Here is a 23,346-nt window from a genome sequence, read left to right on the forward strand (position 1 = left end):
GCGATCACATCCACGCCGGGAACTTGCGTGTCCTGCGCCAGTCTGCCAGCGGCGCCTCGGGCGTGGCGATTGCCGCGCGCAACGCATCCACCCTGAGCCTGCGCATCGAACGGAACAGACGATGGTTGCGCCCGCCGCGCCCTTCGTCCCACCATGCTTCGACGCGATCGGCGGCCGGCAGCGAGCTGTCGTCGAGTTGGGCAAAGCCCTCGCCAAGAACAGCTGGATCGGCAACGAAAAGGTCGGTGTCGCCGAAGTCCACCTCGAACAGATCGCGAAGTGCTGCACCCGCTGCGGATGCCAGTTCCGGCTCGCGCATCTTCTCGATCAGCCACGGCACCACCGCTTGGTCGCCGAGCAGCCCGATCGATGCCGTGGCCGCGATGCGCAAGACAGGCTGTCCGAGACGTGATTGCAGCCAGGCCTTGCCGGCCTTCGGCGGCGTCGTCAGCAGGCGCAACTCGATCGCCGCCTGCGCATGGTCCGTCTCCGTCAGCACGATCTTGTCGATCACCGAGTGCGCGGACCGAGCCTCGCCAAGCAGGCAAGCAGCGAAGGCGGCCGCAAGACGTTCTTTCGTTGTCTCGCCGTCAAGCCCAGCCAGGACTTCCGGAAGCAGGTCGCGCCGCCTGAGCACGCCGGCGAGCCGGACGGCGCGCCAACGCACGTTCGCATTGGAATGGCTGGCCAGATCATGCAGGCGCTGTCCCGGATCGACGCGATGATGCCAGAGCGCAGATAGCCCAAGACAGCGCAGCCGCGCGTCGCGCGTGTCCAGCCACTGCGCCACGAACGGGCGCAGGTTTTCGCCCGGCGTGCGCGCGATCGCGGCAGACAGGCTCGATATGCCGGCGTCACCTAGGCTTGCGCCCGCGTCGATTGCAGAGGTCACCAATTTGGCATCGCTCCAACGCATTGCCAGAGTGCCAAGCACGAAAATCTCGCCCGGTTCGGCGTAGTCGGCGAAGCGCGCTTGAGCAGCTTCCCAACCGGCCTTGCCGGCTGCCATGAGCCCTTCGAGATTGGCTTCGAGACGCTGGTCGATGCGGCCGATATCGGTCTCGTCGAGGATTGGACCGTCGATCTCCAGACGACGTCGAAGCCACAGGAACGCCGCGTCCTCGGCGTGTTGGTCCACGATCGCCGCAATGGTCGCGATGCTGTGCATCGGCAATGCCTCAGTTAAGATGCACGGCCCCGCCGCGGATGCGGTTGGTGCCACTGGCCTGGCTGGTCAACTGGGTGCCACGAATGGTCACGCGTCCATTCTTCTCCAGAATGATCGATGCCAGGCCGCAGCGCAGTTCAATGCGCTCATCGCCGTTGATGACGACACGTTCGCCGTCGCGGACGACTTCGAGGCTCCTGCCGCGGGGCGCAGGATCGACGATGCGCCCGACCACCAGCGGCCGCGCCGGGTCGCCGCCCTCGAAGAGCAAAGCCAGTTCGGATCCGACGGCCGAAACGTCCAGCTCCGTCAGGCTGCGCGCCGCTATCGCGGTCTCGCGCGGATTGCCGACGAAGACAACCAGCGGCGCCCCGCCTTGGAAGCCGATCAGCAGGCCGATCACGACGCCGTCGATACGCTCCAGCACTTCCATGATGATGCCCTCAATTGTTGTTGATCGTGCTGCCCTTGACGATCACCTCGCCGTCGGCCTTGACGGTGATCTTGCCGCTGCCCTTGAGGGTAATATCCTTCCCATCAGCGACAATGGTGCCATCCTTTTTCATCGTGATCGAGGCCGAACCGCATTTGAGCGTGATCGAGTCGGCCGCCTCGATCATCAGATTCTTGCCGACCTTGATCACACTGTCTTCGGCTATCTGGATTCCGCTGCCTTTGCCGACCTTGAGCGCGTGCCCGCCGCCGACATCGGTTGCGTCGTCCGCAGCGATTTTTGCCGACCTGCCCTTGCCGATCTGCGACGACTGTGCCCCGCCGATGGTGAAACTCTGATCGGCGCCAACATTGACGCTTTGCGCCGCCGCGATGTTCCAGCTATCAGCCGCGCCGATATCGTGGCTCTGCGCAGCACCTACGGTGACCGACCGCGTCGCACCGATCGTGTTCGTCTGCGGACCGCCCACAGTTCGGGTCTCGGATGCTCCGACCGAATCGACCCGCGCCGCGCCAACAGTCACCGTCTGCACGATCGCGACGGTCTGGGTGTGGTTGGCGCCGATCGTCTCGGTCGAGTTCGAGCCGATGTTGATCGTCTCATCGACCCCCACCGTCAGTGAGCGGTTCTTGCCCACCGTCTCGGTGTCGTTCGACCCGATATTGGTCGTCTGGTCGACGCCGACCTTGACCGTCTTGTTGTTGCCGACGTCCTCGTCGAGGTTGTGGCCGACGGAGTGCTTGGCGTCGTGGTCGATGCGGTCGGACTGGTCGTGCTGGACCAGCTTCTGGCGATCATTCTTGATCAGAAGGTGGTGGTCCTTCTGCGCCTGGAAGTTGACCAGCTCCGAGCCGGCCTTGTCCTCGAACATCAGTTCGTTGTAGCCGCCACCGCCCTTCGACGAGTTGGACTTCCAGCCGGACTGCGTGGCGTTGCCAGGCAGTCCGTAGGGCGGCATCTGCGAGGCGTTGTAGACCCGGCCGGTGATGATCGGCAGGTCCGGATTGCCTTCGATGAAATCGACGATCACTTCCTGGCCGATGCGCGGGATCTGGATGAAGCCCCAGCCGCTTCCGGCCCAGGTCTGCGACACCCGCACGAAGCAGGAGCTCTTCTGGTCCTTCTTGCCGAGGCGGTCCCAGTGGAACTGCACCTTCACCCTGGCATATTTGTCGGTGAAGATCTCCTCGCCGGACGGACCGACGACCGTCGCCGTCTGCGGCCCGCGCATGATCGGCCTTGGCGTGATGCGCGGCGGCCGATAAGCAACTGAGGTCGGCGCCACACCGAGCACCACCTTGAAATTCTCGCCATCGGTGTCGACGCCGGCGCGATAGCCCGGATCGAACAGCCGGTACTCGGCGCTGATCACCAGATACTCCTTGTTCTGGTCGTCGCGCGGAAAGCCGTCGAGCTTGAAGGTGCAGCCGGAGAACAGGCCGCGCACGGTGCCGACAGCGGCAATGCGCATATGCGGCGCCTGGATTTCTTCGCGCCTGATCGCCGCCAGGCTGTCGCCGCGCCCGACTTCCAGATGCGCGCCGGGGTGGCGATAGTTCTCGCCGGCGGCCTGCTTGTGGCCGAAGGGCTGCGCCGACTTCGCCATCAAATCGGCGGCGGGTTTTTCGAAGTCATAGTCGGTGTGGGCATAGGCGCCGGGGCGCACCGCGCTGCCTGGAATCCAGTCGGTGATGTACTCGACGTCGCGGCGCGAGCCCTGCCCTTCGAACTGATAGAGCACCGTCTCATAGCCCGGCGCTGGCTTCAGCTTGCTCATGGCGTCGGCCAGGATCAGCGTGTGCTCGCCCTCGGCATGCTCGAAGAAGTACATTATGCCTTCGTGCTCGAGCAGCCGCTGCACGAAATCGAGGTCGCTCTCGTCATATTGCACGCAATATTCGCGCGGCGGATAAGAGCCTTGCAAGCGCTTTTCGAACTTGGCGATGCCGCCATATTTGGAGAAAATCTCCTCCACGATCTCGACGGCGGTCTTGTCCTGGAAAATGCGGCAGTCGGTGGTATTGCCGAGGAACCACAGCCACGGCCTGACGACCGCCTCATAGTGAGCCAGCCGATCTTCGATGCGGGTAAGGCGAAACTCGGCGATGAGGCCGCTGAACCAGCGCTTGGGGTCGGCCTCGCCTTCGATCGAAACGGCGCCGCCCAGCATCTTCAGCGGGTCGACATCGGCATTGGTCGAGACAAATCCAACGGTGTAGGCAAGGCAGCGGCTGATCTCGTCGCGGCCGACGAGATGCGTAAAGGTCAACAGCTCGGCGCCGACCGGCGTCTGCACAAGCGCGGCGCGTTGTTCACTCGGCATGGGTCGTGCCCCTCCTGAGCGCTAGTGTGGCAGGTTCGAAGCCCTTCTTGTGTTAACGACCTCACGTTCAGGGATATTTCGCAACTTGCCACCCAAGCCATGTTGAGCCTACCACATGTTCTATGGCAGACCAAAGAGGACAAGCGGCAGGCCGTTGCTGTTTGCGCCGCTTTCGCCAGTGTGAAACGCCGCTCTCCCGCTGTGCCCGCAAGCTGCTAGACTGTGGCACATCGGATCAATGGAAACGGCAGCGGTCGACGGTCCATAGCGCATGTTCATCAGTCTGCAGATCAGCAATGTCGATGTCCTGCCTGCCGGGCTGCCGCCCGGCTACGCATCGCGCGACCGCGGCTTCGAGATCGGGCGGGAGAACTGCGCCTGGACCTTGCCCGATCCGGACAAGTTCATCTCCGGCCGACATTGCGAAATCCGCTACGAAGGCGGCGCCTTTTTTCTCCACGACGTCTCGCGCAACGGCACATTCGTCAACGGGTCGAGCCAGCGCCTGACCGGCCCGCATCGGTTGGCGCAAGGTGACCGGCTCCGGATCGGCCGCTATATCGTCTCGGTGTCGATCGATGACGGGAACCCAGCCTTCGGTGGCCATGGTTCGACGCAACGGCAGATGCCCGTTGCCGGATCCTTTCCAGACCATGTCGCATCGCCACGGTCACCGACCGCGCCACCCGCTTCGGTCTCCAGCCGGCCGCAGCAAGCCGACGAGATCCTGCGCGCGATTGCCGCCGGCGCCGGCATTCCGCCAGAGGTGCTTTTGCTGCGCCAACCGCAGGAGGTAGCCGGCGAGATCGGCGCGGTGCTGCGCATCGTCGTCGACGAGCTGGTGTTGCTGTTGAAGGCGCGCGCCGCTGCAAAAGTCCTGGCCAAGACCAGCGACCGGACCATGATCAATTCCGCCGACAACAATCCGCTGAAGTTCGTGCCCGGGACAGACGAAATCCTCGACATCATGTTCGCGCGGCGCAGGGCCGGCTATCTCGATGCCAGGCACAGCATCGAAGACGCTTTCCACGACCTCAAAACACATGAATTCGCCACCTTCGCCGCCATGCAGGCAGCGCTGTCGCGGTTGCTTGACGATCTGTCGCCCGAGGCGATTGCGAAAAAACTGCCGCCATCCTCCTTTGCCTCGAAGAAAACGCGCGCCTGGGACGCGCTGGTCGCGACCTGGCGGGCCAAGGAGGAAGCGCACGAGAATGGCATGCTGGACATATTCCTCACCTATTTCAGTGAAGCCTATGCCAAGGCCGCCAAACCGAAGACCGGCAAGGGCTAAGCCCGCGCACCGCTGAAGACACCGTGAAGGCGACCCGAGCACGGGCCGGCCACCAAAATTGCGCCGGGTTTCCATCGCAACCTTCTGAGACTACGATCACATACGACGATTGAGCACGCGGGTACGGTTGGTCGACCTCGGGGGTCTGCGGCACATGTCATGTCACGGCGAGATAGCGTCCTGCGGTCCGCGTTTGCGCGGACATGGCGCTGTGCGTCGCGGCGCGCGGGCGTAGAGGCAGGGATCGGCGATGAGCTCGAAGGATGATCCTTTCGATCCGACCGGCAAAACCGTCATCCGCCCCAGCCGCCCCAATCCCGGCCGCAAGCAAAAGACGGTTCTCGCCCGCGATGCGCCGGCCCCCGGCAGTACGGTGATCGCCCCTGCCAGCGTCCCGGAACCCACGGTTTTCGATCCCAACGCCGGCCGCCAGCCGCCGTCCGACGTCACGGGGACGGTGATCTATCAGGGAACGCCCTTCGCCAACGCGCCGGCCGATCCGCCCGTTCACGGCTCAGCCGGGACGGCGGGGAAACCGCCATGGGATGCGCTGCTCGGCGCCAGCGATGCCGTCGATTATGGCGCGGCCAACCCGATCGTCGCTGCCGCGGCGCCCTTGCTGATACTGCTTGGGCATCTGCGGCTGATGGCTGTCGAAAGACCGGCCGAGCCGCTGGCGCAGCATGTCGCCGGCCTGATCGAGGATTTCGACCGCAAGATCGCCAGGACCGATACCTCGGAAGAGGATGCGCGCATCGCCAGCTATGTGCTTTGCGAAACCGCCGACGATATCGTCGCCAATCTGCCCGGTTCCAGCCGGGATGCGTGGGCGCAGGACGCCATGCTGCAGCGCTTCTTCCAGGTCAAACCCACCGGCGCCGGTTTTTTCCAGGCGCTGAACACGGTGCTGGCGACGCCGGAACCTCATCGCAATCTCATCGAGCTGATGCATGTCTGCCTGTCGCTTGGCTTCGAAGGCCAGTATCGCGGCCAGCCGCGCGAGAGCCTCGAACGGGTCCGCCGCGACGTCTACGAGACATCAGCCTATTTCCGCGTCCTCGGTGACGACGACATCTCGCCGCGCTGGCAAGGCTTGTCGGTCACATCGGCGCAAGGCTCCAGGCGGGTTCCGCTCTGGGCCATAGCCGCTGCAACCGCGGCAGTTTTGACCGCAGCCTTTTTCACGCTGCGCGTGCTCATCACCAATGATGGCGAGGCTGTTGCCGGCGAGTTGCTGGCGCTCAATCCGGCGACGCCGGTCACCATCGAGCGCACCGGTTTCGTGCCGCTGACCGAGGAGGTGAAAGTCGTCGCAGCGCCAACGACGATTGCGCAGGTCGATCGCATCCGCACTGCCTTGGCCAAGGAGATCGAAGGCCGCGGCGTCAGCGTCGGCACTAAGGGTGATTTCATCATCGTGGAAATCAGCAACGCCCTGCTGTTCCAGTCGGGACGAGCCGAGGTCAAGCCGGAGTTCGAGCCGGTGGCCGCCAGCATCGCGGCGGCTCTCGACGCGGAGCGCGGGCCGATCCGGATCGTCGGCCACACCGACAACGTCAAACCGAAGAAGACCAGCGCCTTCAAATCGAATTTCGACCTCTCCGTCGCACGTGCCCAGTCGGTGGAAAAGATGATCGCAGCGCATTTCAGCGATCCGTCGCGGACAAAGGTCGAGGGCAAGGGCGAGGACGAGCCCATCGCCGACAATGCAACGCCGGAGGGCCGCGCCAAAAACCGCCGTGTCGATGTAATGATCCCGCGGGAGGAGATGCTGTGACCGGCTGGCTGCTGCGCATCTTCAGCGCGCTCGCGCTCGCCGGCTTTGCCGCCGCGGTCTGGTACGCCGGCCCGTTAATCCGCTTTGCCGGCGCCCGGCCGTTGGATCCCATCTGGCTGCGGGCAGCGATCATCGGCATCGTCGTCGGAACGGTGGCGATCATCTATGCAATCCGGTTCTGGCGCAGGCGCAAGGCGCAGAAGGCGCTGGAAGCCGCCATGGCCAGCGCCGAGGATGACGGCAGCGATGCAAAGGTGCTGGAAGCTCGCATGAACGAAGCAGTCGCGACGCTCAGGCAGTCGAGCGGCAAGCGCAACTTCCTCTACGACGTCCCCTGGTACATCGTCATCGGCCCGCCGGGCGCCGGCAAGACCACCGCGCTGGTCAATTCCGGCCTGAACTTTCCGCTTGCCGGGTCGGGCCAGGCGCAGCCGGTGGCGGGTGTCGGCGGTACGCGCAATTGCGACTGGTGGTTCACCGACGAGGCGGTGCTGATCGACACGGCCGGGCGCTACACGACGCAGGATTCCCATGCACGGACCGACAGCAAAAGCTGGCTGGCGTTCCTGTCGCTGCTCAAGCGGCACCGGACGCGTCAGCCGATCAATGGCGTCATCCTGGCGATCAGCCTTGCCGATCTGATGGCGGACGGAGAGCAGGCGGCCCGTGACGCCGAGATCCGCAGCCGCCTGCAGGAACTCCACGAGGTCCTGAAGGTCCGCTTTCCCGTCTACGTGCTGTTCACCAAGGCCGACCTGGTCTCCGGATTCATGGAATATTTCGGCGGTTTCGACGAAGCACGCCGGCGCAAGGTGTGGGGCGCGACCTTCCAGACCGCCGAGCGCGGCCTGAACATGATCGCAGAAGCGCCAGCCGAATTCGACGCGCTGGTGAAGCGCCTGACCGAAGAGATGAGCGAGCGGCTGCAGGCGGAGACCGATCCGGTCGCGCGCATCGCCATTTTCGGCTTCGCCGCGCAGCTCGGTGCGCTGAAAGGCCGGATCGTGAATTTCCTCGAGGGCGTTTTCGAGCCGACGCGCAAGCAGCTGAACGCCCCCCTGCGCGGCCTGTATTTTTCTTCCGGCACGCAGGAAGGCACGCCGATCGACCAGTTGCTGGGCAGCATAGGCCGCAGTTTCGGCAGGAATGCCCAGGCGCATCTTTCCGGCACCGGCAAAAGCTTCTTCCTGCACGATCTGTTGAGCCGCGTCATTTTCGCCGAGTCTGGCTGGGTGTCCTATGACAGGGCGGCCGACAGGCGCGTTGCGATCGCCCGCTACGCCGGCCTGACAGCGATCGCGGCCATAGCGATCGCCGCGCTTGGCGTTCTCGGCCTGAGCTTTACGACCAACAAATCGCTGGTCGCCGCGACCGGCCAGGCGGCAGGCCAATACCGCGCGACAGCCGCGCCGCTGCTGGCCAGCACGACGGTGTTGGATGCCGACCTCGAAACCGTCATCGGCGCGCTCGATGCGCTGCGCGGCCTGCCGGCCGGCTACGATACGAGAGACCAGCCCACCCCGGCCACGGCGACGTTCGGCCTCAGCCAGCGTGAGCGTATCCTTTCGGCTTCCGAGACTGCCTACCGGCAAGGGCTGGAGCGCATGTTCCGCTCGCGCCTGCTGTTCCAGCTCGAACGCACGATCGAGGCCAGGATGGCCGATCCGATGGCGCTGTACGAGCCGCTGAAGATTTACCTGATGCTAGGCGGCAAGGCGCCGAAAGTGGATGACGAACTGGTCGTCACCTGGCTGAAACTGGACTGGGAACAGAACCGCTATCCCGGCGCCCACAATCGCGACGGCCGGGCGCAATTGGAGAAGCATTTGCGCGCCATGCTGGCGCTCGACAACGACCAGGATCCCTCGTTCGAACTCAACCGCACGCTGGTCGAATCCGCCCAGCGCTCGCTCGGCCGCATGAGCCTTGCCGATCGCGCCACCGCTCTCATCCAGTCGGCCACCTATGCGGCGGCGCTGGACGATTTTTCGGTGGCCTCGCAAGCCGGCCCGGAAGCGCCGATGCTGTTCGAGCGCAATGACGGAAACGATCTCGCCGGCCTTCGCGTCCCCGGTCTCTACACCCATGCCGGCTTCGACTTCTATCTGGCGCAACTTGCCAAGAGCGCGCAGGCGCTGGTCGACGATCAATGGGTGATCGGTTCGAGCGGCGAGCAAGGCGGCTTCGACCAGGAATTGCTCAAGCTCGGCCCGGAACTTCTCGACCGCTACGGCAAGAGTTTTGCGGCGGCGTGGAACGAGGTGCTCGACAGGTTGAAGTTCAAGCCAATGGCCGCCGACAAACCGCAATATCTGGCGCTGTCCGCAGCGGGATCACCGACCTCACCGCTGATGCAGCTGTTCGAGGCCATCGCGCGCGAAACAGCTTTGACGCAAGAGCGCAATCCGGCTGCGCCGTCTCAAGACAGCGACCAGGAAATCGCCGCGCGCGCCAAGGGCCTCGCCCGCATCGGCATCGAGCTTGCGGCGCGCAAATCGCAGAGCCGGGCCGGGGCCGCCTTTGTCAACACCCAGAACCAGGATCCCGGCGCCAACATCGAAGCCCAGTTCCGGTCTTTCCAGGCTTTGGTGGCCGGGGCGCCGGGGCAGCGGCCGCTCGACGCCCTCACCCAGAATTTCCGCGAAATCTATCAGAGCGTGCGGCTGGCCGCCGATGTCCCCGCCCAGACGGACCAGGCCAACGCCAATCTGCAGCTGCAGATCTCGACGTTGCGCGCCAATGCTTCGCGGCTGCCGAAGGCGCTGGCCAGGATGGTGAGCGCGGCGGCGGACGATTTCGAGGGCACCGTCGCCGAAACATCGACCACGCGTCTCAACGAGATGCTGGAGGAGACCGTCGGCCGTCCGTGCGAGGAGGTGATTGCCGGGCGCTTTCCATTTGCCCCCGCCGGCACCGACGATGTCGCCATGGCGGATTTTGCCAGATTGTTTTCTCCGGGCGGGGTTCTCGACCGGTTCTTCGCGCAGAACCTGGCGTCGCTGGTCGACATGAGCGGCCAGGACTGGGACTGGAAACAGGACACCAGGTTCGGCCGCAATCTGGCGAAATCGACGCTGAAGAACTTTCAGCTCGCGGCACAAATCCGCGCGGCTTTCTTTCCGCTCGGCGGGCCGGTGCCGTCGATCAACATCACCTTCACGCCGCTGTCGCTGCATGGCGATGCCGACATGGCGCTGCTCAATATCGACGGCCAGGTGCTGCAGGCCACCCAAGCCGGCAACACGCCGGGCCTGATTCCGTGGCCGGGCAAGACCGGTTCGGCCAGTCTCAGCCTGACGCCGGAGCTGCCCGGCCGCGAGTCCGCAATCAAGTTCGACGGTCCCTGGGCTTTGAAACGATTGCTGGACAAGGGGCAGGTCACCGCCAATGGCGATAGTCTCGAAGCGCATTTCGTCATCGGCGGACGGGATGTCGCCTACACGATCAAGACCGGGGAGGACGGCAACCCATTCACGCTGCCGGCGCTTTCCGCGTTCAGCTGTCCGAAGGCTTTCTGATGGGGAATTGCATGGCAGGACCAGCGATTGCAGGACGCAGAGACAGCGGCGGCACCACACGGTCCGTCATCAGCGGCTTAGATTTCGATACTCTAATGAATGGGGCTGTGGCAGACTGGCCAGGCACGTCAGCCAAGGCGTTGCGGAGCGTAGGCAAGTGAACGATGCCGCCTTTGAGAGCTACGGCGTGAGCCACAAGGGCTGCGTGCGTGACCACAATGAGGACAGCTTCCTGGTCGAGCCGCGGATCGGCCTCTGGGTGGTGGCCGACGGCATGGGCGGGCACGAGGCCGGAGAAGTCGCTTCGGCAAGCATTGTCGAGCATCTGGCGACGATCGGCATCGCCAGTTCGGCGCCGGATCTGCGCGCCCGCTTTGAGGATCGGCTGAACCGGGCGCATGCCGAGATCCGCCGGATTTCGCGCTCACGCGGCGTGACCATCGGCTCCACCGTTGCCGCACTGCTGGCCATGGACGGCAGGTTCGCCTGCCTGTGGTCGGGCGACAGCCGCGTCTATCTCGTGCGCAACGCCGCGATCTCGCAGATTTCGCGCGACCACACCGAGGTCCAGGAACTGCTCGACAGCGGCGCGATCAGCGCGGCCGAAGCGGAGAACTGGCCGCGCCGCAACGTCATCACCCGCGCCATCGGCGTCAACGATGAAATCGCCATCGACTTCCAGCAGGGAGAGACCCTTGCCGGCGACATTTTCATCCTCAGCACGGACGGCCTGACGGCGCATGTCAGTGACGCGGAGATTGCGGCTGCAGTGCTCTCGGCAGCGCCGCAGGCTGCCTGCGAAAAGCTGCTTTCCATGGTGCTTGAGCGCGGCGGCACGGACAACGTCACCATCGTTCTGGTCAAGATCAGAGACAAAGGCAATGGCCTGTCCCGAGCAGAAGGCCGCGACCGATGAGCTCCGACGACAAGACTCGGCTATTGCCCAACATGGCGGATACCAGCGTCGGCACGCAGCTCAGCGGCATCTACGAGCTCGACGAACGCATCGCGTCGGGCGGCATGGGCGAAGTCTATCGCGGCCACAACATCCAGACCGGCGATCATGTCGCGATCAAGATCGTGCTGCCGGAATTCGCCCGCGACCAGACGATCCTGTCGCTGTTTCGCAAGGAAGCCTCGATCCTCAACCATCTGTCGCATGACGCGGTCGTGCGCTACCACGTCTTCACCATAGATCCCGGCATCGGGCGGCCCTATCTGGCGATGGAATTCGTCGACGGCCAGTCGCTGTACGACGTCATGCGCGGCGGGGCGATGGCGACTCCGGATGTGCGCAAACTGTGCCACCGGCTGGCCTCGGGCCTGAGCGCCGTGCACCAGGCCGGCGCCATCCACCGCGATCTGTCGCCCGACAACATCATCCTGCCGGGCGGCCGGGTCGAGCGGGCAAAGATCATCGATTTCGGCATTGCGCGATCGGCCGCGGTCGGTGGCGAGACGCTGATCGGCGGCAAGTTTGCCGGAAAATACAATTACGTCTCCCCCGAGCAGCTCGGGCTCTATGGCGGCGAGGTCAGCGAACAGTCCGACATCTACAGCCTGGGGCTGGTGCTGGCGGCGGCGCTGCGCGGCAAGCCGATCGACATGGGCGGCTCGCAATACGAGATCGTCGAAAAACGGCGGACCGTCCCTGATCTCTCCGGCATCGATGCCGATTTCAGGGACATTGTCGAAGCGATGCTGCAGCCTGACCCGGATGATCGACCGGCCAGCATGGCCGAAATCGCCCGGTTGACGCGCGACGACAGCGACGCGACCTTGCCGCCGGCATCGCTCGCGCCCCGGCCCGGCCTGCCGCGAACCGGGCAGACCGCAGGGCCTGTCTCGAAGGTCGGGGACTCGCCGGCCCAAGGCTTCGGTTCGGCCCCGCCAAGCGGCACGGCGGAGCCGTCTTTCGTGCCGCACGTGCGCCCGGCGCACCTGTCGCAGCCGAAACCGGCTGCTGAAACTCCCAAGCGAGCAAGCACACCACCGAAGCGTGCTACTACAGGCAGAAATCTGACGATCGCGGTGCTGTCGGCGGTGGCCGTGGTATCGCTTGGAGGGCTCTATGCATCGAGTATCGTGGGATTCGGAGACCGGCCTCGCGTCGCCGACACCGGCAAGCCGCTCCAACCCGAACTGACAAAGCCGATCGTCGCTGACAAGCCCGTTCCGGACACTGCGCCGGTCGAGAAGACGGTGCCAAAGCCGCAACCAGCGGAGACTCCGGCTGAAGATCAGGCCAAAGCGCCGGTCGAGCCGCAGCCGACGCCGCCAGTCGCGTCGAGCGCTACGGCCCCGCTGCCGGCCGCACCAACCGACAAGACCGTCGCGCTGCAACCGCCATCCGGCCCGTCACAGTCCGATGCCGCGAAGAACCCCGAGCCTGTCAGTCCGCCGGTAGAGCCCAAGGCGACAGCGCCGGCCACGCAAACACCTGAACCGACGGCCGAGGCACCCACGCCCACAGCACCGGCGCCGGAACCCACCGCTCAAGCGCCCGAGCCCAAGGCGCAGGCCCCTGAACCGGCCGCGCAGGCGCCCAAGCCGGACACGCAGGCGCCTGAATCGACCGCGGAGCCCAAGCCAAGCCAGCCCGATATCGCCAGCGGTGAGCAGGCCGACAAGCCGGCAGAGCCCGAAATTGCCATGAACGTGCCCAAGCCGGAGGTGCCGCCACCGGCCGATGCGGCCGCGGAGCGGGCCACCTGGGTACGCGCCTTCAATGGTGGTGACTGTTTTTATGCGACGGTGACGTCGGCCACCGACAAGGGTGTCGCGATCGAGGGCTTCGGCACGTCGGTGCCACCCTTCGAACAGTTGCTTGGGGAATTCCAGGCGAAGTTCCATGTCGAGCCGGATATCAGCGTCCGCCTTATCCAGCCCCCGCAATGCGGGATCACCGGCTTCCTGCGTTTCATGGGCGCGAGCACGGCCGACAGGCCGCAGCTTGTCCTCGACCAGACATCGGTGCCGGACGGCTCGCCGATCGACGGCACGCTGGTGACGCATGGCGGGCTGGTGTCGAGCGTGTTCCTGATCGACCACAGGGGCATCGCCTTCAACCTCGACGACCATGTTGTCGTACAAGCCGACAAGGCGACCTTCTCGATCCCGATCGGGCTCGGCGCCGCCGACAAGGCGGCAGGCAAGGCGTTGCCGCAGATCATCATGGTGATCACCGGGCCGCAGGACATTAAGGCGGCGGACTTCACAACGCCGACGCCGGCCTCGGTGCTGTTGCCCAGGATACTCGACGAGATCGGCGCCAGGAGTTCGGCATTTTCGGCGACCGCCAAATATTTCCGCCTCGGCGGCTAGCACCGACGCCGATGCAACGCCGTCGCCGAGATCCCGTCCTGCTTGCCCGGAATGTGCGGGTGAAGCTCGCCGCGAGCGCGGTTGCGACGCTGTTGCTGGCGCTTCTTTCCACTGGGCAGGCGCGCGCCGAATTCACCGTCTGCAACCAGACGCTCGACGTCGTCAATCTTGCCGTAGGTCAGAAGATCGACGATGCCGACCAGACCGATGGCTGGTGGACCATCGGCGCCAATCAATGCGTCAACGTCATTCGCGAGGAGCTGACCAACCGCTACATCTACATCTACGCGACGGATGTGTTCGGCCACGCCATTCTGGCAGGCTCCACCGACATGTGCATCGAGCGGCGGCGGTTCTCGATCCGCGGCATCGATGAATGCTGGCAGCGCGGCCATATCGCGGCGAAGTTTCTCGAAGTCGACACCCAGGAACAGGGGCGCTGGACCTTCTTCCTGACCGGAAGCGCGCCGTGACGCACAGCATCGACACCAGCTTCAAGGCAAAGAAGCAGGCGCGCGCCGCGCTGCGCAGGCGCAGGAACTGGCTCGGGCTGGCGGCTGGCCTGGCGACAATCGTCCTCGCCGCGATTGCCACCGGCTTCTATCTTACCGCCGACTACTGGTCGTTCGGCGACGAGGACGAGGAACTGCACGCCGTCGAAGGCTCGGACGACGTACCGGCCGACGCATCGGTCTATGTGCCGGCCATCATCGACCTTGCCGGCGACCCGATGTGGATCACACTGGCGCCGGAGGCCGGCGCCGCCAAGAGCCGCAGGATGCCGCGCCCGACGGAGCTCGACCAGGCCGGCATCTCCCCTCAGATCATGGTTCTCTCCGACGTGATGCTGAGCGCCAGCGAAAAATTCATGACGACGATCCCGTCGACGCAAGAGGATTTCGCTTTCTTTCAGGCGCAGCGGAAGACCGCGGTCGCGCCACCCGCCGAACCCAACGATCCGCAGAATGACCTGCAGAACGATCTTCAACCATCGCCCGGCGCGGACGGGGCTCCGGCGGCCTCCGGCCCAGCTCCTGACCCGCAGGTCGCTCCGGGTGCATCGGCGGCGGCCGATGACCCCGAGGCCGGCTGGGGCGAGACCATCGATGAGGGCGAAGCAGCACTCCCCGCCTTTCAGAAGACACCGGTCGAAAACAACACCAGCGTTGCCACCGTCAGCTCGGAATACCAGCGCTTCGAGGCGACCGAGGACATTTTCGTGAAAATCCTCAACGACCGCAGCCTGGACAGCGTGGCGCTCGATGCGCATTTTTCCGCCGACGACGCAAAGCTTGCCGGCGAGGCGCTGAAGGCGCTGTTCGACAAGGACGGCCTGCAGCCTGGTTATGTCGTGGCGATGCGCGGCTTCAGGCCGACGCGCGAGACCACGACGATGTCGCTGATGCAGGTTTCGATCTACGCCAGGAACGTCTTTGTCGGCACGCTGACACGCAACGCGGCGGGCGCCTTCGTGTCGGGCGTCGACCCGTGGGTGCGCGAGGACCTGTTCAATTATTCGGGCGCCGAGACCGAAGGCACGCAGAAACGGCAATACCGCCTGCTCGACGCGATCTACTCGACGGCGGCCCGCAACAATGTGCCGAGCGGCATCATCGGCGAAGCCATTATGTATCTGTCGCGCGGACAGGATCTGGATGCTTTCGCCAGCGAGGACCAGCGCCTTGTGCTGATCTATTCGCAGACGCCGCGCGGCAAGAACGAGACCGACGGACGGGTGCTCTATGTCGGTATCCAAGGCACGCAAAAGAGCTTGGATTGTTTCGTTTTCCAGCAGGGCGACGGCCAGTTTTCCTGCGTCTCGGGCGATGACCAGGTGCGCTCGCTGACGGTGGCCAACGGCATGGTGACGCCGGTCAACGGTGTCATGACGTCGACCTTCGGGCCGCGCAAGCATCCGATCCTGGGCGTTGTTCGCATCCACAAGGGCGTCGACTGGGCAGCACCCGTGGGGACCCCGATCGCAGCAGCCTTCGACGGCGAGATCATCTTCCAGGGCGACGGCGGCGGCTACGGCAATGTGGTCAAGATCGCCCATGGCGGCGGCCGCGAGACGCGCTACGCGCATATGTCGAAATTCGCCATTGCCAGCGGTGTCGGCACCAAGGTGAAGGCCGGCGACATTATCGGCTATATCGGCACCACCGGCCTGTCGACCGGGCCACATTTGCATTTCGAACTCTATCAGAGCGGTCAGGCGATCGATCCGCTCGGAACAGTGACCGCTGCAATCGCCGTCACTTCCAGCGATCCCGCCGTCGAAACGCTGACCGACCGTATCGTCCACGTCGAATCGGGCGGTAGCGCGCGGGCCAAGAACCCGCTGTCTTCGGCGACAGGCGCCGGCCAGTTCATATCCAAGACCTGGATCCGGATGATGAACACCTATCGTCCCGAACTCGCGCGATCGCTGTCGACGGCCGATCTGCTGGCGCTGCGCTACGACGCCACCATCTCGCGTGAGATGGTGCGCAATCTGGCGCGCGAGGGCGAAGCCTATCTCAAGGCGCGTGGCCACCAGATCACCGCCGGCCGGCTCTATCTCTGCCATTTCCTCGGCATGGAAGGCGCCCATCAGGTGCTGGCGTCGCCAGGATCGGCGCAGTTGAGCGCCGTGCTCGGATCGTCCGTTATCCAGGCCAACCCATTTCTTACCGGCAAGACCGCTAGCTACGTCGTCGACTGGGCGGAACGGAAGATGGGCCGCAAATTGCCGACGCCCGCCACCACCGATGCGGGCCAGCAGACGACGACGGAAGTCCGCCAGACATCGCCGGAGTTCGAAAAATACAAGGAGGCGATAACGGCACTGGTCGGCTCCATCCAAAATACGCTTGAGCCGGGCTAGAGCTGGCAGTTTGCCCCGGCTTTCGCCAAGCCGATTGGTTCTGAGGCCGGCGAATGGTATGTTTGCGGATATTTGGGAAGGTTTTTGGGTCCTTGTGAACCAAAACTGTGGCTGGGATCACATACGCCCAACAGCCATTTTGGCAGAAGCGATACAGTCGCTGGTGAAATTTAGCATGCGCAGCCATCAATAACGCGCCCCATTGGGGCGGAGGGCCGATCCCATGAAAGCGTTTGCCGTCCTTTTGAGCGGAATTGTTCTGTTAGTGCTGACCGCGCTTGGCACCGTCCAGGCGGCGGCGCCGGATGCCGGTGGCGTCAAACGCGTCGCGCTGGTCATCGGCAACAGCAAATACGTCCATGCCGTCGAGTTGCCCAATCCGGCCAATGACGCGCATCTCATCGCATCGACGCTGCGCAATGCCGGCTTCGAGGTGATCGAGGGCGTCGACCAGGACAATGCCGGCATGCACAGCCTGATCAGCAAATTCACCGAGCGGTCCTACGATGCCGACCTCGCCGTCATCTTCTATGCCGGCCACGGCATGCAGGTGGACGGCAAGAACTTTTTGATCCCGGTCGACGCCGAATTGACGTCACCTGCCTATCTCAAGACCCGCACCGTCCAGATCGACGACCTCATGGCCGCATTGCCACCCGACCCGGCGGTCGGCGTCATCATCCTCGATGCCTGCCGCGACAATCCGCTGGCACGCACACTGGCGGCCGCGATGCCGAAGACCCGCTCCACCGCGCTGGGCACCGGCCTGGCGCCGATCGACCCTAAATCAGAGGGCGTCGGCACCGGCGGCATCCTGATTGCCTATGCCACCGACCCGGGCGCCATCGCCTTTGACGGCAACGGCGTCGACAGCCCCTACTCGACCGCGCTCGCCAGGCACCTGACCGAACCCGGCGTCGAGATCCAGAGCGCGCTGACGCGGGTGCGCGGCGAAGTGGCCGAGACCACGCAAGGCCGCCAGCGGCCATGGCACAACGCATCGCTGGGCCGCGAGGTTTTCCTTGGCAAACCGGCCGCCGAAGCCGTGCCGGTGGCAAAACCGGCCGCCGATGACGCGAACGCCGCGGCAGCGGCCGCCCCCGCTCTCGTCACCAGCGAACCGCCTTCGTGGGAAGTCGAGCAGCGGCTTTGGGACGAGGCCTCGAAGCGCAACACCGCGCCATTCTACGAAGCCTATCTCGAACAGTTCCCGAATGGCCGCTTCGCCACGGTGGCGCGGCTCAACATCGATGCGCTGAACGATCCGAAAGCCCAGGAACGGGAAGTCGCCGCGCTTGCTGCCGAAGAAGCGAACTCGGGTTCTGCCGTGCGCACCTCGGTAGGCATTTCGGACGACATGAAGAAGGTGCTGGGCACCGAGGCGACGGAGAACGCGATCGGTCTCGATCGCCAGGGCCGCATCGACCTGCAATTGCGCGTCGAGGCGCTGGGCAACGAGCTTGGCCGCGTCGACGGAAATATCGGCGCCAAGACCCGGCAAGCGATCGGCGACTGGCAAGAGGGGAACGGGCTGCCTCCGACCACTTTCCTGACGCGCGAGCAACTGGCGTTCCTGGTTATCCAGACGGATCCGATGATGGAGGCCGTGCGTGCCAAGCATGAGGCCGACCAGGCCGGCGTGGACAAGCCGAAAAAACAGGTGGTGCAGAAGGCCCGCACGCTGAAGCCGGTGGCGGAAAAGCCACGCAAGAAGCAGTACGCCCAGAAGCCGCGCCGACAACAGCAGTTCGTGCAGAAAAGGCGCAACCGCGAGGTCGTGCGCGAGGATGAGCCGCCGCCGCGGGACAATAATGATTTCCTGACCAAGGCGCTGATCTTCGGCACCGGCGTAGCGGTCGGCGGCGTGCTCAAGAACTGATCGATCATGTCAAACAATAAAAACGCCGCGTGTCCGTTGGACGCGCGGCGTTGTGTTTGACGACGGCCGGAAGACGCAGCCGGCGAAGCTACTGCGCCTTGATCCGCATCTCGACCCGCCGGTTGACGGGATCGTAGGGATCGGGATTGCGTGGATTGGCCTCGCCGAGACCGACCGCCTTGATGCGGGTGGATTCGATGCCGTTGGATTCGAGGAAGGCGGTGACCGATTGCGCCCTGCGCTGCGACAGGCCTTCATTGTAGGTAGCCGAGCCGGATGCGTCGGTATAGCCTTCGACGACGAAGGACAGCTTGCTCAGCCGATCGTCCTTCAGCGCCTTGGCGAATTCGTCGAGTTCGCTGCGCGCCTTGGCGTCGAGCTCGGACGAATCCAGGCTGAAATTGATCAGCATATCGAGGCCGGTCTTCTCCGGGGGCTTTTCTTTCTGGCTGGTCTTGCTCTTGCACTCGTCCTCGGTGCCGACACAAATCCCGCGTGCCGCGCCGTGATCGATCGCGCCGGCAAAGAACTTCACAATGTCTTCCGATCTCTGAAGTGGGTCGGCATAGACGTGGGTCGAGAAAAGCACGGTCGCCAATGCCAAGACTAAAATGTGCCGCTGCATAACGGTTACTCCCGTTTCGAGCATCCGATTTTCACTCAGGCCCGATCCATGGATCCGGGCCAACTCTTCCTGTTCGACAATGATCTGTCGAGATCACGGTCGGCTGTGGAATATACCAAACCGTGAGGCGTTTGTCTGTGAACAACGTCATGGACATGTGGTGGTCGACAGACTTGACCCGCGCCTCGCAGGCGGGTTGAGTGAGGGCTTGGGGAGGATAACAGCAGCGATGGTCAACGGGCTTCGATTCCAGACCGCACGCGATCTCTTCGCCGCGACCACGGCTGTCGCCCGGGACATGACGGCCGTTCCGACCGACCAACCCTCGCTCGAGTTCTGCCGCCGGCTGATGGCCGGGCGCATCCCCGAGGAAGCGATTACCTTTTGCGCCTATCTCCTGCCTGACCGGGCCGCAATCTGGTGGGGCCATGAGTGCCTGGGGCATCTGACCGAGCTGCTCGAAGAGCAGGACCTCGCAACGCTGGCACTGATCCAGGAGTGGGTCGGCGACCCCAACAATGCAAGCCGCCGGGAGGCTGTCGCCGGGGCGGCGATGACGCAGCAGCACACGCCTGCCGGCTGGATCGCGCTAGCGGCGCAACGGCACATCAATGGCCTGACGCCGCAGACCAACGGGTCGAGGCTGCGGCCGCTGCCGGCTGCGCATGCCGTCAATGCCGGCATACTGGCCGGACTGGCGCGGGTTGCGGTGGCGGACCGTTTCTCCGTGCTCACCGCCTTTGTCGAGATGGGCATCCATCTGGCCGAAACCGAGGCGCTGCGCCGAGCCTGATTGCTCTGGATCGTGATGAGATTTCATTGAAATCTGATCCAACCCATTGTTGGCGGTCTCATTTGCAGCCGTTTTGCGCCCATTTGCCGAGTGCCACCTTGAAGCGCGTGCCCAGCGGGTGTTGCAGGCGCAACACCGAGACATCATTGGTGACGTAGGTCTTGGCCTGGTCGCACAGCCGCTCCTCGGTCCATTGATGACAGTTGCTGCACTGGTTGTCCCAGACGGACTTTTCCAGGCCCTCGACCGGACTGAAGTGCGGCTTGCCCTGGATGAGTTGGGCGATGCTCTTGCCGTCGATCGCCGGGTCGCCGAAATTGACCGGAACGTCGAAAAGGACTGGCGCGTCCGAGCCCAGCTTCGGAATTTCCTCACGCAGCTGTTCCAGCGCCTGCTCGCCGGCGTCCGTACCCGGCGGATTGGCGGCCGCGCCGGTGCGCGCCTGCGTATCGCCTTCGGGCGCAGCCGCGCCGGAATCGCCGACGATCAGCGGCGCCTTGAGATCGACCTTGTGAAGCACGACATCGGTGGTCAGCGAAACGTTGATCCAGGGCCGCTGGCGTCCGGCTGTGGCCTTGAACACATCCGACGTAACCCGGTTCATCGCTTCGGTGATCGAGACGTTGACCTCGCCGATATGGGCAAGCAGCGCCGCCGAAAATGGCGAGTGCTCGCCCGGTCCGTCATAGGCGAGCTGGTTGGGACTGGCAGCGAAGGCGACCAGCGTGCCGGCGCCGCCATTCTCGATCGGTATTTCGGCAAGGCCGCTGCTTGCCGTGCTGTCGCCGCCAGTCTCCTTGGCAAGCACATCGGCGAGCGGGTTGTCGCGGCAGGCGTCGAGGAACACCAGCCTGATGCTGGTCTCGCGCGACATCTGCCGCAGGATGAAGTCCACCTGCACGGCTTCGAAGTCGAGCGAGGTCTCGTCCTCCAGCGCCGCATCGACAGGCAGCAGGTAATTCCTGCCCGAGACCTGCAGGCCATGACCGGCATAGAAGAACAGCGCGATATCGGCGCCACGCACCTGCCGCGCGAATTGCGCGATCTTTTCCTGCGTCTGCGCCTTGGTGAGATCGAGGCCGGAGACGATTTCGAAGCCCAGCCCCTTCAGGCGATCGGACATTGCCTGCGCATCGTTCACCGGATTGGGCAGCACCGGCGCGTTCCGGTAATGGGAATTGCCGAGCACCAGGGCGATGCGGCGTTCGGCACTGGCCGCGGTCATGGTAATGGTCATGGTCAACGCAAGCGCCAGCACGGCGAGGCCGATGCCGCGCATGAAGTTGCCGCAACTTGCAATCATGTCCAAACGCACCGGATTCCTTTTCGGTTGACGGGCCTTCTCAGTTAAGGACCGGCTCAGTTGGAGAGCGGCGTGGCGGAGAACTCGATCCGCCGGTTCAGCGCCTTGTTCTTCGGCGTATCGTTCGGCGCCACCGGCTTTTCCTCGCCATAGCCGGAAGCCGTGATCTGCGCCGATGGAATGCCCGCAGCGATGATCGCGTCGGCGACCGCCTTGGCGCGCCGTTCCGACAGGTTCTTGTTGGCCGTCGGCGAGCCGTCGGAATCGGTATGGCCCGAAACCTCGACCTTCAGTTTCGGACATTTGCCGACGACGCCGACCACCTCGGCCAGCAGTGGGCGGCTCTTTTCATCGAGCCGAGCGCTGGCTGGGCGAAAATAGACGGCGCCGGTGCGCGACAGCACCTCGAACCTGTTCAGGCATTCATCGTCGCTGAAGGACGTCTTGCCTGCATCTGTGGCGACCGGCCCGGCATCGGCTGGGGCTGCGGCGGCGCCGGCAGGCGCCGCCGCCGGCTTGGCCCCATCAGCGGTGAAGACGAAGTCGAACGACACCGAAGCCGTCGGGACGATGCTGCTGACATTGGCCGCCTGCTGGAGTTTTTCGATGTTGGGCAACAGGCCGAAATCCTCGACATGCACGGCGACCGGCGCCTCCGAGGCGATCGACACCATGCTGTCGGTGATCATGGTGACCACTACATCGGCCTCAAGGTCCTTGTCGACGCCGTGCAGGCTCAGGCGAAACGGGATATGCGCGCTCATGCGCCGTTTGGTGGCGAGATCGGCAAAAGCGGCGGGATCGACTTTCGCCGTCACTTCCGCCGTCGGGAATTTAAAGGTTTCGAAGAACAGGAAGCGCATGCGGACATTGCGAAGGTCGATGCCGGTGTCGACCGAGTTGAGGTCGAACGTGACCTTGGCGGCGCCATCCGATGTCAGCGTGCCCGAGAGGTTCCTGATCTTGTTGGTTTCGACAATGGTGTTCTTCTTCACCGATTGATAGGTGAGTGTCGAATTCGCCGGATCGAGCGTCCAGTTCAGCTGCGCGTTGGCCGCCTGCGGCGCAAGCAGCAACAGACCGAACACCACGACCACCAGAGCGGGCGGACGCCAGCGCTGCGACCACTTTCCATGCCTTACTAATCCGACGACCCCGAACATGCATGTCCCCCGTGACAACACATTTCAGTTGCGATGACGGCGGTCGAACGCCGTGACCTCAGCCAGCATAGAGCGTTAGCCGCGGCTTAGCGAGTAGCGGAGGCGTGATATCGCCGTTGCATGCTCGGACAGGCCCCGGTTACCGGCTGGCCCACAGCACCCCACGCTCGAAGATGGTGCGCATTTGCGGCACGGAAAACTCATCCGCGGTGTGGCCGAGCCCGCTGAAGAAGACGCGGCCCTTGCCGTAGCGGCGCTTCCAGACCACGGGCATGACGACGCCGTCGATGAAGTCGAGATGCTCACCGCTGAACGTCGTCGTCGCCAGCACCTCGTTGCTCGGGTCGACATGCATGTAATACTGCTCGGAATGGTAGGCGAAACCCTCGATACCCCTGACGATCGGATCGTCGCTGATGATGTCGACACGGTAGTGGATGATGTCGCCGGGGTGCGCGACCCATTGGCCGCCGGTCATGAACTGATAGGCCGGCTCGTTGCGAAAACTGTCGCCCATGGTGCCGTGGAACCCGGCAAGGCCGGTTCCGCCGCTGACGGCGGCGGTGAGGTTTTGCAGCTCCGGTTTCTCGATCGTCGACATGGTGATCACCGGCACGATCAGATCGATGGCCGGGAGCTGCGGATCGGCGAGCGCCGATGTGCCCTCTTCTATCCGCACTTCGAAGCCATGCCCCGTCAATATCTCGCTGACGACAGCGGAGCTGCGGGCCGGCGTGTGACCCTCCCATCCGCCCCAGAAAATCAGTGCCGTCTTGCTCATGCTCGTCTCTCCTTTGGTCGGCAATATTGATAGGCAAGCGGAACGCTTTTGTCTTCCCTTCCATGATGGGCATTCTGG

General features: G+C 64.2%; 16 protein-coding genes. 9 read left to right on the forward strand and 7 right to left on the reverse strand.

Annotated features, from left to right (window positions below; translation table 11 throughout):
- Window positions 1–4 precede the first annotated feature (4 nt).
- The 3 genes from NKI46_RS17560 to NKI46_RS17570 are packed head-to-tail and all read right to left on the reverse strand — an operon-like array spanning window position 5 to window position 3,945.
- Window positions 5–1,168 carry a hypothetical protein gene (locus NKI46_RS17560; protein WP_023704807.1) on the reverse strand — a complete coding sequence of 388 codons (1,164 nt, stop codon included), beginning with the start codon at window positions 1,166–1,168 and terminating at the stop codon, window positions 5–7.
- Window positions 1,169–1,178: 10 nt separating this feature from the next.
- Window positions 1,179–1,604 carry a DUF6484 domain-containing protein gene (locus tag NKI46_RS17565; RefSeq protein ID WP_023682625.1) on the reverse strand — a complete coding sequence of 142 codons (426 nt, stop codon included), beginning with the start codon at window positions 1,602–1,604 and terminating at the stop codon, window positions 1,179–1,181.
- Between the two features lie 7 nt (window positions 1,605–1,611).
- Entirely contained in the window at window positions 1,612–3,945 is a 2,334-nt protein-coding gene (locus NKI46_RS17570; RefSeq protein ID WP_023704806.1) for a type VI secretion system Vgr family protein, read from the reverse strand.
- 271 nt (window positions 3,946–4,216) lie between these two features.
- On the opposite strand from NKI46_RS17570, the gene tagH reads away from it, so the two are divergent.
- The 8 genes from tagH to NKI46_RS17610 all read left to right on the forward strand — a co-directional run bounded on the left by tagH (window position 4,217) and on the right by NKI46_RS17610 (window position 18,603).
- Window positions 4,217–5,239 (forward strand): type VI secretion system-associated FHA domain protein TagH, encoded by a 1,023-nt coding sequence (tagH, locus tag NKI46_RS17575; protein ID WP_023738407.1) that lies wholly within the window; start codon window positions 4,217–4,219, stop codon window positions 5,237–5,239.
- Window positions 5,240–5,489: 250 nt separating this feature from the next.
- Entirely contained in the window at window positions 5,490–7,016 is a 1,527-nt protein-coding gene (gene tssL / locus NKI46_RS17580) for a type VI secretion system protein TssL, long form (protein ID WP_023738406.1), read from the forward strand.
- Window positions 7,013–10,534 (forward strand): type VI secretion system membrane subunit TssM, encoded by a 3,522-nt coding sequence (gene tssM, locus NKI46_RS17585; protein WP_023738405.1) that lies wholly within the window; start codon window positions 7,013–7,015, stop codon window positions 10,532–10,534. The genes tssL and tssM overlap by 4 nt, the downstream gene beginning before the upstream one ends.
- A gap of 157 nt (window positions 10,535–10,691) precedes the next feature.
- Window positions 10,692–11,450 (forward strand): PP2C family protein-serine/threonine phosphatase, encoded by a 759-nt coding sequence (locus NKI46_RS17590; RefSeq protein WP_023692196.1) that lies wholly within the window; start codon window positions 10,692–10,694, stop codon window positions 11,448–11,450.
- Window positions 11,447–13,858: a serine/threonine-protein kinase gene (locus NKI46_RS17595; RefSeq protein WP_023738404.1), complete on the forward strand. Its 2,412-nt coding sequence runs from the start codon at window positions 11,447–11,449 to the stop codon at window positions 13,856–13,858. Before NKI46_RS17590 ends, NKI46_RS17595 begins: the two co-directional genes overlap by 4 nt.
- 59 nt (window positions 13,859–13,917) lie before the next feature.
- A complete protein-coding gene (locus NKI46_RS17600) occupies window positions 13,918–14,331 on the forward strand; it encodes a DUF1036 domain-containing protein (protein ID WP_023738403.1) in 414 nt (137 codons plus the stop codon).
- The gene (locus tag NKI46_RS17605) at window positions 14,328–16,724 is read left to right on the forward strand and encodes a M23 family metallopeptidase (RefSeq protein ID WP_352747155.1); all 2,397 of its coding nucleotides are present in this window, start codon (window positions 14,328–14,330) and stop codon (window positions 16,722–16,724) included. Before NKI46_RS17600 ends, NKI46_RS17605 begins: the two co-directional genes overlap by 4 nt.
- Before the next feature lie 223 nt (window positions 16,725–16,947).
- A complete protein-coding gene (locus tag NKI46_RS17610) occupies window positions 16,948–18,603 on the forward strand; it encodes a caspase family protein (protein ID WP_352460804.1) in 1,656 nt (551 codons plus the stop codon).
- 88 nt (window positions 18,604–18,691) lie between these two features.
- Here the strand turns inward: NKI46_RS17610 and NKI46_RS17615 are convergent, their stop codons facing one another.
- Window positions 18,692–19,228, reverse strand: coding sequence for an OmpA family protein (locus NKI46_RS17615; protein ID WP_352460805.1), 537 nt, complete (start codon window positions 19,226–19,228; stop codon window positions 18,692–18,694).
- A 229-nt stretch (window positions 19,229–19,457) separates the two neighbouring features.
- Here NKI46_RS17615 and NKI46_RS17620 point away from each other — a divergent pair, with 229 nt between their 5' ends.
- Complete coding sequence (locus NKI46_RS17620; protein WP_352460806.1) at window positions 19,458–20,021, forward strand: DUF6931 family protein; 564 nt, start codon at window positions 19,458–19,460, stop codon at window positions 20,019–20,021.
- Between the two features lie 58 nt (window positions 20,022–20,079).
- On the opposite strand, the gene NKI46_RS17625 is transcribed toward NKI46_RS17620, so the two are convergent.
- The 3 genes from NKI46_RS17625 to NKI46_RS17635 form a co-directional block, all read right to left on the reverse strand.
- A complete protein-coding gene (locus tag NKI46_RS17625) occupies window positions 20,080–21,324 on the reverse strand; it encodes a caspase family protein (protein ID WP_352460812.1) in 1,245 nt (414 codons plus the stop codon).
- A gap of 56 nt (window positions 21,325–21,380) precedes the next feature.
- Complete coding sequence (locus NKI46_RS17630; RefSeq protein ID WP_352747159.1) at window positions 21,381–22,487, reverse strand: OmpA family protein; 1,107 nt, start codon at window positions 22,485–22,487, stop codon at window positions 21,381–21,383.
- A 139-nt stretch (window positions 22,488–22,626) separates the two neighbouring features.
- Window positions 22,627–23,268, reverse strand: a complete 642-nt coding sequence (locus NKI46_RS17635) for a ThuA domain-containing protein (protein ID WP_352747162.1) — start codon at window positions 23,266–23,268, stop codon at window positions 22,627–22,629.
- Between the last annotated feature and the right edge of the window lie 78 nt (window positions 23,269–23,346).

The sequence above is a fragment of the Mesorhizobium sp. M0615 genome (assembly GCF_040320805.1).
Classification (GTDB): Bacteria; Pseudomonadota; Alphaproteobacteria; order Rhizobiales; family Rhizobiaceae; genus Mesorhizobium.

What these genes read in the sequence shown, in the direction of transcription:
- tagH (WP_023738407.1), top strand. Translation starts at nt 4,217, where the DNA reads ATGTTCATCAGTCTGCAGATCAGCAATGTCGATGTCCTGCCTGCCGGG.
- NKI46_RS17625 (WP_352460812.1), bottom strand. Translation starts at nt 21,324, where the DNA reads ATGATTGCAAGTTGCGGCAACTTCATGCGCGGCATCGGCCTCGCCGTG.
- NKI46_RS17635 (WP_352747162.1), bottom strand. Translation starts at nt 23,268, where the DNA reads ATGAGCAAGACGGCACTGATTTTCTGGGGCGGATGGGAGGGTCACACG.
- NKI46_RS17595 (WP_023738404.1), top strand. Translation starts at nt 11,447, where the DNA reads ATGAGCTCCGACGACAAGACTCGGCTATTGCCCAACATGGCGGATACC.
- NKI46_RS17620 (WP_352460806.1), top strand. Translation starts at nt 19,458, where the DNA reads ATGGTCAACGGGCTTCGATTCCAGACCGCACGCGATCTCTTCGCCGCG.
- NKI46_RS17615 (WP_352460805.1), bottom strand. Translation starts at nt 19,228, where the DNA reads ATGCAGCGGCACATTTTAGTCTTGGCATTGGCGACCGTGCTTTTCTCG.
- NKI46_RS17630 (WP_352747159.1), bottom strand. Translation starts at nt 22,487, where the DNA reads ATGTTCGGGGTCGTCGGATTAGTAAGGCATGGAAAGTGGTCGCAGCGC.
- NKI46_RS17610 (WP_352460804.1), top strand. Translation starts at nt 16,948, where the DNA reads ATGAAAGCGTTTGCCGTCCTTTTGAGCGGAATTGTTCTGTTAGTGCTG.
- NKI46_RS17560 (WP_023704807.1), bottom strand. Translation starts at nt 1,168, where the DNA reads ATGCACAGCATCGCGACCATTGCGGCGATCGTGGACCAACACGCCGAG.
- tssL (WP_023738406.1), top strand. Translation starts at nt 5,490, where the DNA reads ATGAGCTCGAAGGATGATCCTTTCGATCCGACCGGCAAAACCGTCATC.
- NKI46_RS17570 (WP_023704806.1), bottom strand. Translation starts at nt 3,945, where the DNA reads ATGCCGAGTGAACAACGCGCCGCGCTTGTGCAGACGCCGGTCGGCGCC.